The sequence below is a fragment of the Lachnospira sp. CLA-JM-H23 genome, assembly GCF_040096425.1.
Taxonomy (GTDB): Bacteria; Bacillota; Clostridia; order Lachnospirales; family Lachnospiraceae; genus Lachnospira; species Lachnospira rogosae.
Genome location: NZ_JBBMET010000001.1, coordinates 211,244 through 226,309, shown reverse-complemented (window position 1 = coordinate 226,309; position 15,066 = coordinate 211,244). Strand labels below are relative to the sequence as shown.

Below are 15,066 nucleotides of genomic sequence, written 5' to 3'. Positions count from 1 at the left end.
CTATTCATTTCCTTTCAGCTGTGACTCATAAATATCTTTATATATCTCACTTGTCTTTATAAGCTCACTATGGCTTCCAACATCTGCTAATCTGCCATTATCCATTACAACAATTCTATCTGCATTCTTTACAGAAGCAATTCTCTGGGCAATTATAATCCTGGTTACATCATATTTCTTTACCGACAGCTCTGAATAAAGATCAGCCTCTGTCTTTAAATCAAGTGCACTTGTAGCATCATCAAATATAAGTATCTCTGAATTCTTAAGCACTGCACGGCTTATGGCAACTCTCTGCTTCTGGCCTCCTGAAAGACTGTGTCCACCCTGACTTACCTGTGTATCCATACCATCTGTCCTGTTGTCAATAAATTCTGTTGCCTGTGCTATGTCAGCGGCTTGTCTTATCTTTTCAATGTCTGCACTGTCATCACCCCACGCAATATTTTCTGCTATTGTAGTGCTGAATATCTCCGGCTTCTGTAATGCTATTGACACTTTATCCCTTAAAACCTGCAAATCATAATCTTTAACATTGACATCATCTATAAGTACTTCCCCCTTAGTCACATCATAAAAACGTGGTATGAGATTTACAAGACTTGACTTGCCGCAGCCTGTTGCACCCAGTATTCCGATAGTTTCACCCGGATTAATAACAAGGTTAAAGTTCTCAATAACATTTTCATTATCCATACCTGGATATGCAAATGACACATTCTTAAATTCAACTTTTCCCTTAACGGCAGTTTCTTTATTATATGTACCGCTCTTTATTGCCGGATCACAGTTAATTATCTCCATAACACGCTTCTTTGAGGCAATTCCCCTTGAAGCTGTCTGAAATATCATCGTCATACGCATAACCGCATTAAGCACCTGTGAACAATATGTAATCGCCGCCATTACATTACCAGGCGTTGCACTTCCTGCACTTACCTGTATTCCACCAACCTTTATAACCGCAACAACTGAAAGATTTAATATAATATTCATAATAGGTGTCATATAAGAAAGCAGTAAAAGCACATCAAGCTGTGTTGAAACAAGCTCATTATTAGCTTTCTCAAATCTTTCTGTCTCGTAATCTTCCTTGACATATGCCTTTACAACTCTTGCACCAGACACATTTTCCTGCATTACATTGTTAACCTTATCAAGCTTCTTCTGTAACACTGTGAACTTAGGATTGGCTTTGGCTATGAAATATACAACACATACTGCAACAAACGGAAGTGCACACGCAATTATTATTCCAAATTCCATATTAAGTGACACCATACACGCTATACCACCGATAAACAGCATACTTGTACGCACAAAACCTCTCAGGCATTGCATTACAAAATTCTGAAGCTGTGTTATATCATTCGTAACCCTTGTAATTAAAGAACCTGTGGAGAATTTATCAGTCTGTTCAAAAGAGAATTCCATAATTCTCTTAAAGACAGCTTTTCTTACATCATTACCAAACTGCTGTGCACAAAGATTGGCAAAGACACCGGACATAATGCCACAGATACCACCAAGTGCCACAAATCCTATCATTTTAAGCCCGATGGTAATTACTGTATTAAGATTGCCAACCCCGCCATTGTTAAGCCCCAATACACCGTCATCAATTATTCTGCTCATAAGCTCCGGCTGTAACAAGTCCATAGAAACCTCACCTATCATAAATACAGGTGCAAGCAGAGCAAAGAACCAATACTTTTTTAAATATTTAAGCATACCACATTCCTTTCTTAAGCTTTATTACTTCTTATAGCTAAAAAGCACCATCAGAATAAATCTGCTGGTGCTTCTTCTATTATAAATACATTTTATAAATCAAGTACAAATATTCACTTAATAACAGCGATTCTTACTTAATCCAATATCTAATCTTCAAATACCTGCTTAATACTGTCATAATGCAGGAATTCTCCTGTTGCTGCTATCTGTTTAAGTTCTTCTCTGGTAACGAACTTATACCCTAAGGCTTCCTCTGTCTGTATATGTATGTCCTCATCTTTAACATCTTTAATGAACTTGTATACATCTACAAAATAATTGTCACCCTTGCCAGGATTCTCTCTTTTATAGGTGAATACATATCCACCTCTGGCATCTGTAACGTCAATTCCTGTCTCTTCACGAACCTCACGTCTTACTGCATCAATTGACTCCTCACCTGCCTGAGCCGCTCCGCCTGATACTTCCCACCAGCCAGGAGCCCACGCCTTAGTCATAACACGCTGTGTAATAAGGAACTTTCCATCCGGACGTTCTATGACACCTAACACTGTAAGATGATATTCTCCATCTTTAAGCTGCCAGTCATTCTTTTTCATTAATCTGCCTGTCTTTTCTTTGTTGGCATCATATATATCCCACATTTCCATATACGTCATCCTCCATATATTATAATCAGCCATACAATAATATACAGCGATTAACATTTTCGTTATAACTATGATTAGTATAACACATTTTCAATACTTTTTCTAGTTAGCTGAGTGAATTTTAACCATATGAGCATATTCACCATCTAACTCCATAAGCTCCTTGTGAGTTCCTCTTTCCTTAATCCCCTCATCTGTAAGCATATATATTTCCTCAGCATTTTCTATTGTAGTAAGTCTGTGGGCTATAACAAATGTAGTTCTATTCTTAGCCAGCTTCTCTAACGACTCCTGTACAATCTGCTCACTTTCATTATCAAGTGCTGATGTTGCCTCATCAAATATAAGTATAGGTGGATTTTTAAGAAATACCCTTGCTATTGATAATCTCTGCTTCTGTCCACCTGACAACTTGACACCTCTTTGTCCTATATCCGTGTCGTATCCATTTTCAAATGCTTCTATAAATTCATGTGCATTGGCAAGCTTTGCCGCTGCAATTACTTCGTCATCGGTAGCATCTGGCTTTCCGTATCGTATATTCTCTTTAATGCTTCCCATAAACAGATATACGTCCTGCTGGACAACCCCGATATTATCCCTTAAGCTCTTAAGAGTAACATCTTTAATGTCTTTTCCATCAATTCTTATGCTTCCTTCTGTCGCCTCATAAAATCTTGGTATAAGCGAACATAATGTAGTCTTTCCTGCTCCTGACGGACCTACCAGTGCCACATATCTGCCTGGTGTAACATTAAAGCTGATTCCTGATAATACTTCCTCGATTCCGTCCTTATATCTAAAAGATACATTGTCGAATGTAATCTCACCCTTAACGTCTTTAAGTTCAACTGCATCTGGCTTTTCCTTTATATCCGGTTCAACTGATAATATCTCAAGAAATCTTTCATAACCGGAATAACCGTTCTGGAACTGTTCTGTAAAATCAATAAGTACCTTTACCGGCTCCGTAAATATATTTATATACAATAAAAATGTTACGAAGTCTGTAATATTAACCCAGCCTCTTGTTATTCCTATACCGCCCACTGCAATTACAATTACATTAATCATAGTTGTAAATGCTGTAAGTCCGGCATTGTACATTCCCATATAATGATAGCTGTCTTTCTTTGACTCTAAGAATAAATCATTGCCTTTTTTGAACTTACCGCACTCTATATCCTCATTAGCAAATGATTTAACAACACGTATTCCTGACAGATTATCTTCTATCTGTGCATTAATCTCACCTATACGGATACGGTTTCTTTTAAATGCACGCTTCATTTTCTTATTAAGGAAATATGCAAATACAAGCATAACAGGCACAAGCACAAATGCAGTAAGCGTAAGCCTTACATCTATAGTGCTTAATATAACAAGTGCACCTACAATCTTAATAAGTGATATTGTTATATTCTCAGGACCGTGGTGTAAAAGCTCTGTTATATCGAATAAATCCGAAGTTATTCTTGATAATAACTGTCCAACCTTCTGGTCGTCATAAAATGAATAAGAAAGCTTCTGGTAGTGGTTAAAAATCTCAGCCCTCATATCGTATTCAATCTTAGCTCCCATAACGTGTCCGTAATTAGATATATAATAATTACACCCCCACTGCACAAGAACAAGCACGAATAATATCACAACTATTGTAAATATTGCCTTAGACGCTTCATCTGCCGGCATATAGGCAACCTTGGAAGTTATATATCTTACAACAAGCGGTATGACAAGTGCCACCGCCGCAGACATCATCGCAAGAATCATATCTATAATAAATGTGCCTAAATATGGCTTATAATACTTTGCAAGCTTTTTAAGATTTTCTTTCATACAACTCACTAATCCTTTCATACTTTATTCATTATTAATAACTTTAATTTTAGTGTTCTGCTTTCATAATCTGTACCGGCACTCCAAGAAGCACTGCTCCGCCAAGCATATTTCCGATTGTCACCATAATCATACTCTTGATAACAGAAGCTGTGCCAATATCACCAAGTAACATATATCCAATAGAAAATGTACTCATATTAGCAATACAATGCTCAAAACCAGCAACTACGAACGCCATAATAATACAGAACATTATTATAAGCTTGCCGCTTTCTGTCTTTAACTTAGTACCAACTAATACTGCCATACATACAAGGAAATTACAAAGAATCCCCCTTACTAAAAGTTCCATGGAACCTGCTGAAATCTTAGAATATATAAAACTGTTATAATAATCAACCATTATTGCGTGTGAAGCCTTACTATATACAAATAAACCCGAAAGAATAAATGCACCGGCAAAGTTACCTATATAGCTTACAACCCATACTTTTATTAGATCTCTTACTGAAACCGTCTTATTGTATGTGCCAATCGCCATAACAAAATTATTACCTGTAAATAATTCTCCTCCCATAAATACGACGAGTACAATTGCAATTGAGAATAAAAATGCACCTAAAAGCTTACCAAACTGTGGATAAGTTGGAAGCAGTACTGCCGCACTCACATTCGATAAAATTGTTGCAACAACAATATAGAAGCCTGCCATAATAGAGCGCATAAAATACTTTCCGAAATGGTTGTTGCATAACTCTGCCTTATTCGATGCTGCCTTAGCAATTGCATCGACATCTGAAAATAACATATTAATCCTCCGTTCGTTGGTCTGACAACCTGTAATCGGGTCTGCAACAATAGTTACAGACCCGATTATAGAGGATAACACATATAAAATTCTATTTCCATAATTTGTGTGTATTTTTAAAAGAACTTACTACTTTAAAGGCATTACAGCCACATAATTAAACATCATAATAAAGTGGCATATGCTTCCTGCCATAACAAACAGATGAAATATCTCGTGAGAACCAAAATACTTATGGTTGGCATTAAACACCTTAAGCTTAAGTGCATATATGACGCCACCGATTGTATATATTATTCCACCTGCTAACAACCACGCAAATGCCGCTGTTGGAAGTGCATTTATTATCTGTGTAAATGATAATACACACGCCCAGCCCATAACAATATAAAGAACTGATGATACCCACTTAGGACAGGTTACCCAGCATAATTTAAAGATAATACCAACTATTGCAATTCCCCATACTAGTGCTAACAGTGCATATCCTGTCTTGTTATGAAGGACAACTAAGCATACAGGAGTATAGGAACCCGCTATCATAACCGATATCATACAATGGTCTAACTTCTTTAATATTTTATTAATTCCAGGTGTTGCATTAACTGTATGATAAGTTGTACTTGCAGCATACAGCAAAATCATTGTTCCTATAAATATTGAAAGTGAAATAACATGTATTGTATCAGGTGCTGACAATGCCTTAATTATAAGCGGTGTTGCAGCAAATAATGCCATAAGCATTGCTATAAAATGTGTTATTGCACTTCCTGGGTCTTTTATCTTTATGTTAGATACATTTTTCTTAATCTTTTCCATAATAATCCTCTTTTCTGCACACGCTTTCTTAATATGTGCTGTAATTATCTTCATATTACATAGTATTGATTACTACGTTATATATATAATATAACCATTTATCATAGAAATCAATATCTAATCACATAATTAATCAAAAAAATACTGTGCAAGGACATAAAAAAAGCCACTTTTAACGGTCAATCCGCTAAAAGTGGCAGCTTTTTATATTACTTCATAAGCTTAAATGCACTAACTAATTCTTTTAATCTGTCCGCCTGTGAAGCAAGTTCCTCACTGCTTGCAGAACTTTCCTCAGCCATAGCTGTATTCTCTTCTACTACAGCTGCTATCTGGCTTGCTGCTTCTGATACCTGCTTTAATGATTCAGCCTGCTGTTCTGAAGCAACTGAAATCTGCTCGATATTCTCAACAAGTTCTTTAGTCTTCTCAACTGACTCCATAAGCTTAGCAGCTGCATCATCAACCATTCCCTTGCCCTCTTCAACTGCATTAATTGCCTGAACTATAAGTTCACCAGAGCTCTTAGCTGCATCTGCACTCTGTGCTGCAAGATTACCAACCTGTGTTGCAACAACTGCGAAGCCTCTTCCTTCTTCACCTGCTCTTGCAGCTTCAATCGAAGCGTTAAGTGCAAGAAGGTTAGTACTTGAGGCAATCTCATCAATTGTATTAATAATACTGCTGATATGCTTAGAATTCTCTGTGATAACTTCCATAGCGTGAACTATCTGCTGTACCTGATTATTACTTTCAATAATCTGGTCACCAACAGCTTTAGCCATTTCATTAGCCTTATTAGCATTATGTGCATTCATATCAACCTGATCAGCTACATTAGCAATTGTACTCTGTAATTCCTGTACTGAACTTGCCTGATCCGTTGCACCCTCAGTAATTGCCTGTGCACCATCTGAAAGCTGGCTTGCATTGGAAGCTACCATATCTGCAACACCATTAATCTCTGAAAGAGTTGATGAAAGATCTGTTATAACTTTTACTAAAGCAACTTCAATGTCCTTAAAGTCACCGATGTGTTCTACATTAGGTGATATATTAAAGTTACCACCTGCCATCTCTTTTAAACCTCGTGTTAGGTCTTTAATTATTGCACTTAATCTTCCCGCCATATTATCAAACTTCTCAGCAAGCTGACCAATTTCATCATTATAATTCTTCTTAATATTAACTGAGAAATCTCCCATCGCAAGCTGGTCCGCTACTGCAACTACATCATCTATAGGCTTAATGTACTTCTTAATAAGCTTATTGCTGATAACAATTATAATTACTAAAGTTATAATCGAAATAACAATCATAAACACTACAAGAATAATCGTATTACGCTCAAGATCTGTCTTATTTAATGCACTTGCTGCCCACCAGGTCTGATTAACAGCTTTAATAGGTGCATAATATCTTTCAACCTTAGAACCATCATCCTTCTTAGTTGTTACACTGAAACTGCTTCCTGTATCAATGCCCTTTTGTATCTTGGCATATTCTTTAGCTGGTAAAACATCGCTTAACTTCTTTCCAACATATTCATCTGATTCGCTGTCATATACAAATGTACCATCACCCATAAGTACATCTACATACATTGTATTGTACTTATCGTCTGTTGAACGGAGTCCGCTGAATGTATCAACATTAATATCTACAAGAATTACACCCTGTGTCTTACCATGATATACAATTGGAAAAGAGGCACTTACCATATTGATGCCCTGATCCTTATATGGACTTGTAAAGCTGCTCTGCTGTGAAGCTGCTGCATTCTTGTAATAGTCCTTTGAACCATAGCTTGAATACTCACCATAGCTTTGTACCTTTCCACTCTGTGCATCTGATTCACTTACATAGATTGTATAATCTTTAATAGCAGGGTCAAAAGCATTAGGCTCAAAAAATACACCAACACCTGCAATGCTTTCACTTGATGTTACAGATGTATTGGCTACGCTGATCATAAACTGCTCAATCTCTTTGTTCATCTTCTGTAACTGTACATCATATACTTCACTCTTAACTGTCTCTCCAGTATATCCGGTCTTAGCATAATCATCATAACGTTCCGTAATATAATTCTGAAGAATATTAGCAACATCTGAGGCTCTGTCAAGTACCTCCTGTACTGATACACCATTCTGCTGTGCAATTCCATCAAACTCACCACTTATACTACTATTCATAAACTTAGCTGCAATTGTTGCACTAATTGCAATCATAACCGTAAGGCAGGCAACTAATAATATACCCACTGCTACTGAAATCTTATAGGTCAGTTGTTTATTTTTGAACCCCTCGACTGCAGCATTTTTCTCTGTGTGTTCCTTGCTCATATTATTCCTCCGTTCTTCTACACATTAAATATTCAATTGATCGTATCTTAAATATTTAAATATATATTATCACTATGTATTTACAATATCAATCCATTTATTAAGTTTTACTAAAATTTGTTAAATATTGTTAAATTATCTTTAAAATCGCAGGTTAATAATCCCAAATTTATACATTTTGAAGCAACTTGAAATAAACACATAATTAAGAAACAAGCTGGAAGTATATGCCAATATTACGCAGACTTATTAATTAAATAAAATTGCGCTATATTAAGCATATACTTCCAGCTTTACATCATCTGTTATCAACCTTTTCAGGATTCATATCGTGCCATAAAAGTCTCTGCTTTGCCATATCCTCAAATGCAGTTCCTTCCTTGCCATAATTGCAATATGGGTCAATTGATATTCCTCCTCGTGGAGTGAACTTGCCCCACACTTCTATATATCTTGGCTGCATAAGCCTGATTAAATCCTTCATAATTATATTCACACAGTCCTCATGGAAATCACCATGATTTCTGAAACTGAACAGATATAATTTAAGTGACTTTGATTCAACCATAAGCTTATCAGGAATATATGATATATATATTGTTGCAAAATCAGGCTGGCCTGTTATAGGACAAAGACTTGTAAACTCAGGACAATTAAATTTTACAAAATAATCATTGTCCGGATGTTTGTTCTCAAATGTTTCAAGCACTCCTGGTGCATAATCCATACTATACTTCGTCTTATTGCCTAACTGCTTAAGTCCTTCATCTTCTCTAGACATATTAATCTCCATTCCTGCATATTGTTCTGTCAACATATTAATTCTTTGGTATATTAATCTACTTGTATAATATTCTTTTTGTATATCAATTCCCCAGTTTATTAAACTGCTTATGCACAATTACTTAATATGCTTCTTAATTCTTTCTGTCATCTGCTCCTCACCCATAATATGAACTATTGTCCAAAGGTCAGGTGTATTGGCACGTCCTGTAACTGCAATCCTTACAGCTTCAGCTATATCAGATACATTTCCCTTGAAATTCTCTGGATTAGCCTTGTAAGCCTTCATATCTGAAGCAAAGCCGTGCTCATCTGCTATCTCCTTAAGCTTGTTAAACCATACTGAATTATCATCATTATGGTCATACTTTGCAAGATAACTCTTTAGTATCTTACTTACCATATCTTCATCAAGCTTGAATTCGTCCATTTCCTCTGCTGACTCACCGTCAAAGAAATAAGAGATAAGTTCAAATATCTGCTTTGCATACATTAAATCTTTTCTTCTTCTCTTAGCACCGACACCCATATAAAGGCGGAGAATTTGTAACATCTTTTCTCTATCGCCGAACCATTTCTCTACATTTTCTGGTTCATTCTCCTTAGCCCAGTCATAAAGGAAATCGTAAAGTTCTTCTTCTGAAAGCTTAGATAATTCATTCTTACATATATTATGAAGCTTATCCTTATCAAAGAGTGCACCTGACTGGTTCATCTTCTCTACTGAGAATGGGAACTCATTGATATCCTTGTCCGGGAACTTCTCGTGCCACTCTTCAAAGTTAGAATTAAGAAGCGTAAGAAGATATACCTTCATTGTATATGGATGGTATCCGTCCTTCCTATAATAATCAAGTGAAAGCTCTGGGTCTTTTCTCTTAGATAACTTTCTCTTGCCTCCTGTCTCCTCATCAAACTTCATAAGATGTGCTGTATGTGCGTAAGCCGGCATCTTAAAGCCCAATAAATGGAATAACTCATAATGTATAGGAGCTGATGCAAGCCACTCACCACCTCTTACAACTGTAGTTGTTCTCATAAGATGGTCATCAATTGCATGTGCAAAATGGTATGTTGGAATACCATCTTTCTTTAAAAGCACAATGTCGTGTATATTCTCTGGAAGCTTAATCTCTCCCTTGATTGCATCAACAAATGTAATCTCCTTATCAGGGCTTCCCTGTGAACGAAGTCTTAATACATATGGCTTACCAGCCTTAATATTAGCTTCTATCTCTTCATAAGAGAGGTTACGACAAGTCGCATATTCTCCATAATAACCTGTAAGAACCTTATCTTCTTCCTGCTTTGCCCTTACCTTATCAAGCTCCTCCTCTGTACAAAAGCATGGGTAAGCAAGTCCTCTTTCTACAAGGCTCTTAGCATATGTATGATATATTTCAACTCTCTGTCTCTGGAAATATGGTCCATAAGCATTTCTTGGATCTGTATCATCAAAGCCAGCACCCTCATCAAATTCAATATCAAAATATCTTAATACATTAATAATTGTTTCTACTGCACCATCAACTTTTCTTTTCTCATCTGTATCTTCTATTCTAAGATAAAATACACCACCATTTCTGTGTGCAATTCTCTCATCAGCAAGTGCACTATAGAGATTGCCCAGATGAATAAATCCTGTTGGACTTGGTGCCATACGTGTAACTTCTGCCTTATTAGGAAGCTTTCTATATGGGAATTTCTCTTCATAATATTCAGGAGTATTAACTACTTCCGGAAATAATAAATCTGCTAATTTCTGATTATCCATTTCATCCTCATTTCTGCGCATATTCTCATATAACTTCTATGTATTATATAATTATATACAATGCTATAATGCGCTTATACATTCACATATCATTACGGCAACAGCCAATATTATATATTACACATTTTTATGATATTTATCAACTTATGTTTGATATATATATCAATTTCATATCACCAACACTTTTAATATATCCATTGACACATAACAATATATTCCTATGTACACTTTGTATGCTATATATATCATATATAGCATATATAATATATATATTTCGACAGGTATATTAAAATACAGGCATTTAAATATTCACATAAATCAGCATAACTTTTTTAATTCAACAATATATTCTCTATAGCATATGCCACACCATCTTCATCATTGCTTTTAGTCACATAATCAGCAATGCTCTTTAAATGTTCTGTTGCATTACCCATAGCAACACCGTAGCCTGCGAATTGTATCATATCAATATCATTATCCGCATCGCCAAATGCCGCAATATCTTTCCTGTCTATGCCAAGAAGTCCTGCAAGATATTGTACTCCTGACCTCTTTCCAGCATCTTTATATGATATTTCTATAAGCTGTTTTACTGAGCTTGTAATATATATATCCTTGTCAGACTCATAAAGTTCATCAATAATCTTACGCTTTAAAATGTCATCATCAAGGACAACATCCATACAATCAAGTTCACTTCTATGCTCATTAATGAATTGTATAATATCCTCTTTTAATATTCTTGTGGAACGCACATATTGTATCGCATTTTCTGTTGCACCGTACTTTACAGGATTGTCAATATACTCCTTTGCCGCATATGCACACCCTCTTATAAATGCCTCATAAGTAACAGGGTACTGCTTACATACCGACAGAACATTATCAACAGACTGTGGTTTTAGTATATATGACTTAATACATTTTCTATCTGCAATCCTGTATACACTTGCACCATTGCTTGTTATTGCATACTCTATTCCCTGTACATTAAGCACTTCCTCTGGAAGAGTATCAAATGCCCTGCCGCTGGCAATACATACATGGACACCTCTTTTAATTGCCCCGCTTAAAGCTCTTTTGTTAGCCTCAGATAAGTGTCCGTCCGATGTAAGTGTCGTTCTGTCCAAATCCAGTGCAATAAGTTTAACCATATATCCTCCATTAACGCATAACCTTAATCATTTTACGATCTGCGTTATTTATAATGCTCATCAATAAGTATCTAATTCACATTTTACGCTTTACTGCTCCAGAAATCAACAGGTTCATACTCCTGTAATCTTGCAAGAAAACCAAGCTTGTCAAGCTTCTCCTGAATAATGTCCAACGTGTCCTCATCAGGTGCTATCACTGTATGATAATGATACCCTGATGTGACATTCATTAACAGATTAGACTTTCCATTTCCAATCTCTGCCATATAATCTTTAATATCACGCCTTGAGTGCAGATTAAGATCTGCCTTAATAACTCCGTATACTTTGTGATATACGAACACATCTTTAACCCAGCCACCCATATCAACAATACTGTTAAGCTCTGCTTCTACATCTGCTTCTGTATGAACGACCTTAAATATTCTTGTATGTTCATTCTTCTTACGGATAACATATCCCCTGTTAGTTGATGATATTTCATTATCAGAAGCTCTTATAAGTGCTATATCCTGAACAATTACCTGTCTGCTCACATTAAGCATACTGGCAAGTGCAACTCCCGAAACAGGCTTACTACTACTATTAAGAATATCTATTATTTTTTCACGTCTTTGTTCTCCGTTCATACTATCTCTCCATTTTCATCTATTCAATTGGGTGAAGATTTTTTAATGATATATCCATAATCGGTGCTGAATGTGTAAGTGCTCCGCTTGATACATAATCAACAGAAAGTCCTGATAACTTTTCAAGGTTCTCTTTGGTAATATTACCAGATATTTCAACCTCTGCCCTGCCGTCAATTATATTAAGAGCTTCTTTCATAGTATCGTGTGACATATTATCAAGCATAATTATATCTGCTCCTGCTTCAACAGCCTCACGGACCATATCAAGATTCTCAACCTCAATTTCTATTTTTCTTACAAATGGTGCATATTCCTTTGCCATTCTAACAGCCTTAGCTACTCCGCCAGCCGCTCCTATATGATTATCCTTTAGAAGCACACCATCTGTAAGATTGTATCTGTGGTTATTGCCACCACCAACTCTTACCGCATACTTCTCAAACAATCTGTTATTAGGTGTTGTCTTTCTTGTATCCAGAAGCTTAATACCTGTCCCTTCAAGACACTGGGCAACTTCATTAGTATATGTAGCAATTCCACTCATTCTCTGTAAGTAATTAAGTGCTGTTCTCTCCCCACATAATAACACTTTTATGTCACCTGTTACAACTGCAAGAAGCTCTCCCTTAGTAACTTTATCTCCATCTTTTACTTTTAAATCAACAACTGTATTCTCATCAAGAAGTGTGAATACCCTTGCAAATATCGGAAGTCCGCATATGATTCCATCCTGCTTGCATATAAGCTGTACCTCGCCCTTCTTAGGTTCTGGCATAACACTGTTAGTCGACACATCTTCACTTGTTATATCTTCCTTTAACGCACTGATTATTAATGGATCTGCATTTAATTTTAAAGTAACATTATCTAACATATTTATTCTCCTGATTATACCATATTTTTGCGTTGTTCTTCAACGCATCCGAAGTTTCGAAGAAACTTCTAAGTGACTACGAAGTAGTCATATTATACCATATTTTTGCGTTGCTTTTCCACGCATCCGAAGTTTCGAAGAAACTTCTAAGTGACTACGAAGTAGTCATATTATACCATATTTTTGCGTTGCTTTTCCACGCATCCGAAGTTTCGAAGAAACTTCTAAGTGACTACGAAGTAGTCATATTATACCATATTTTTCTTTTTATGCTGTCTGCTTTCCTGCATCTGCTTCATCTATTTTATCTTTTACAAGTTTTGCATATAATTCATTCAAGGCATTTTCATCTTCATAATCCGTAAGCTTCATATTAGCAACATAGGCATCGGCCGATGCATTAAGTTTATCAGCTAATTCGCTATCTATCATATTATGAGCTGCTCTCTTGGCAAATACAAGGCTTTCAAGAAGCGAATTGCTCGCAAGCCTGTTTCTTCCGTGAACACCATTGCAGGCTGTTTCACCTACTGCATATAATCTGTCCATAGATGTCCTGCTCTCATAATCAACCTTTATGCCACCCATAAAATAATGCTGTGCCGGTACAACTGGTATACATTCTTTAGTGACATCATAACCCTGCTGTCTGCAATGCTCAACTATATTAGGAAAATGCGATTTCAGCTCAGCTTCTGGAATCGTCCTTAAATCTTCCCAGACGTGATCTGTTCCGTCCTTTTTCATCTGCTCATATATAGCCTGTGTAAGTAAATCCCTTGGCAGAAGTTCATTAACAAATCTTTCGCCATTCTTGTCATAAAGCTTTGCCCCCTCGCCTCTTACTGACTCAGATATAAGAAAGCTTCTGTCCTTCTCATCTTTAGAATAAAATGTTGTTGGATGAATCTGGACATAGTTAATATCCTTTAATTCAACATTATGCTTAACAGCAATTGCAATCGAGTCGCCTGTAAGATGTCTGAAATTAGTTGAATGTCTATAAAGACCACCTATTCCGCCTGTTGCAAGAACAGTGACATCTGCCTTAACTGTCATAAGGCTGTTATCTGATTTTCTTATAACTGCACCAACACATTCATTATTATAGCTTATAATGTCTAACATCCTTGTATTCTCTAATAATGTTACATTAGGAAGCTCCCTTACTCTTTCAAGCAGATGACTTGTTATCTCTTTTCCTGTAACGTCCTCATGGAATATTATTCTGTTACTGCTGTGTGCTCCCTCTTTAGTGTATGCAAGATTGCCCTGCTCATCTTTCTTAAAATCAGCACCTGTCTCAATTAAATCCTTGACAACATCTCTTGACGAACGAATCATTATCTCTACTGATTTCTTATCATTCTCATAATGTCCTGCTTTAAGTGTATCCTCAAAATAACTGTCATAATCACTATCATCCTTTAACATACACATTCCCCCCTGTGCAAGATATGAATCACTGCTTTCTGCATCACTGCTTGTTATCATAAGAATTCGCTTATCTCTCGGAAGATTGAGTGCACAATAAAGACCTGAACAGCCGCAGCCTACTATTAATACATCTGTTTCCATAATTTTACTCCATTTCTTTAATTATACCAGTTTGTTATATACCATTTATCTGCAATGTATTTTAATA

The 15,066-nt window shown here is 36.2% G+C and carries 12 protein-coding genes; all 12 read right to left on the bottom strand.

Annotated features, from left to right (window positions below; all coding sequences use genetic code 11):
• Complete coding sequence (locus tag WMO42_RS01015; RefSeq protein ID WP_318255700.1) at positions 1-1,731, bottom strand: ABC transporter ATP-binding protein; 1,731 nt, start codon at positions 1,729-1,731, stop codon at positions 1-3.
• A gap of 149 nt (positions 1,732-1,880) precedes the next feature.
• Positions 1,881-2,384, bottom strand: a complete 504-nt coding sequence (locus WMO42_RS01010; RefSeq protein WP_022502879.1) for an NUDIX hydrolase — start codon at positions 2,382-2,384, stop codon at positions 1,881-1,883.
• A 102-nt stretch (positions 2,385-2,486) separates the two neighbouring features.
• Positions 2,487-4,223 (bottom strand): ABC transporter ATP-binding protein, encoded by a 1,737-nt coding sequence (locus WMO42_RS01005; RefSeq protein ID WP_349191426.1) that lies wholly within the window; start codon positions 4,221-4,223, stop codon positions 2,487-2,489.
• Between the two features lie 49 nt (positions 4,224-4,272).
• Positions 4,273-5,034 (bottom strand): formate/nitrite transporter family protein, encoded by a 762-nt coding sequence (locus WMO42_RS01000; RefSeq protein WP_022502881.1) that lies wholly within the window; start codon positions 5,032-5,034, stop codon positions 4,273-4,275.
• Positions 5,035-5,163: 129 nt separating this feature from the next.
• A complete protein-coding gene (locus tag WMO42_RS00995) occupies positions 5,164-5,853 on the bottom strand; it encodes a hemolysin III family protein (protein WP_349153684.1) in 690 nt (229 codons plus the stop codon).
• Positions 5,854-6,062: 209 nt separating this feature from the next.
• Positions 6,063-8,198, bottom strand: a complete 2,136-nt coding sequence (locus WMO42_RS00990) for a methyl-accepting chemotaxis protein (protein WP_349153683.1) — start codon at positions 8,196-8,198, stop codon at positions 6,063-6,065.
• A gap of 298 nt (positions 8,199-8,496) precedes the next feature.
• Positions 8,497-8,979, bottom strand: a complete 483-nt coding sequence (gene queF / locus WMO42_RS00985) for a preQ(1) synthase (RefSeq protein WP_022502884.1) — start codon at positions 8,977-8,979, stop codon at positions 8,497-8,499.
• Positions 8,980-9,099: 120 nt separating this feature from the next.
• Positions 9,100-10,755, bottom strand: coding sequence for a glutamate--tRNA ligase (gene gltX, locus WMO42_RS00980; RefSeq protein ID WP_022502885.1), 1,656 nt, complete (start codon positions 10,753-10,755; stop codon positions 9,100-9,102).
• Positions 10,756-11,087: 332 nt separating this feature from the next.
• On the bottom strand, positions 11,088-11,912 hold the full coding sequence (locus tag WMO42_RS00975; RefSeq protein ID WP_349191349.1) for a Cof-type HAD-IIB family hydrolase: 825 nt from the start codon (positions 11,910-11,912) through the stop codon (positions 11,088-11,090).
• Between the two features lie 83 nt (positions 11,913-11,995).
• The gene (locus tag WMO42_RS00970) at positions 11,996-12,544 is read right to left on the bottom strand and encodes a transcription repressor NadR (protein WP_022502887.1); all 549 of its coding nucleotides are present in this window, start codon (positions 12,542-12,544) and stop codon (positions 11,996-11,998) included.
• Positions 12,545-12,563: 19 nt separating this feature from the next.
• Positions 12,564-13,421 (bottom strand): carboxylating nicotinate-nucleotide diphosphorylase, encoded by an 858-nt coding sequence (gene nadC, locus WMO42_RS00965; protein ID WP_349191347.1) that lies wholly within the window; start codon positions 13,419-13,421, stop codon positions 12,564-12,566.
• Between the two features lie 267 nt (positions 13,422-13,688).
• Positions 13,689-14,999, bottom strand: coding sequence for an L-aspartate oxidase (locus tag WMO42_RS00960; RefSeq protein ID WP_349191345.1), 1,311 nt, complete (start codon positions 14,997-14,999; stop codon positions 13,689-13,691).
• Between the last annotated feature and the right edge of the window lie 67 nt (positions 15,000-15,066).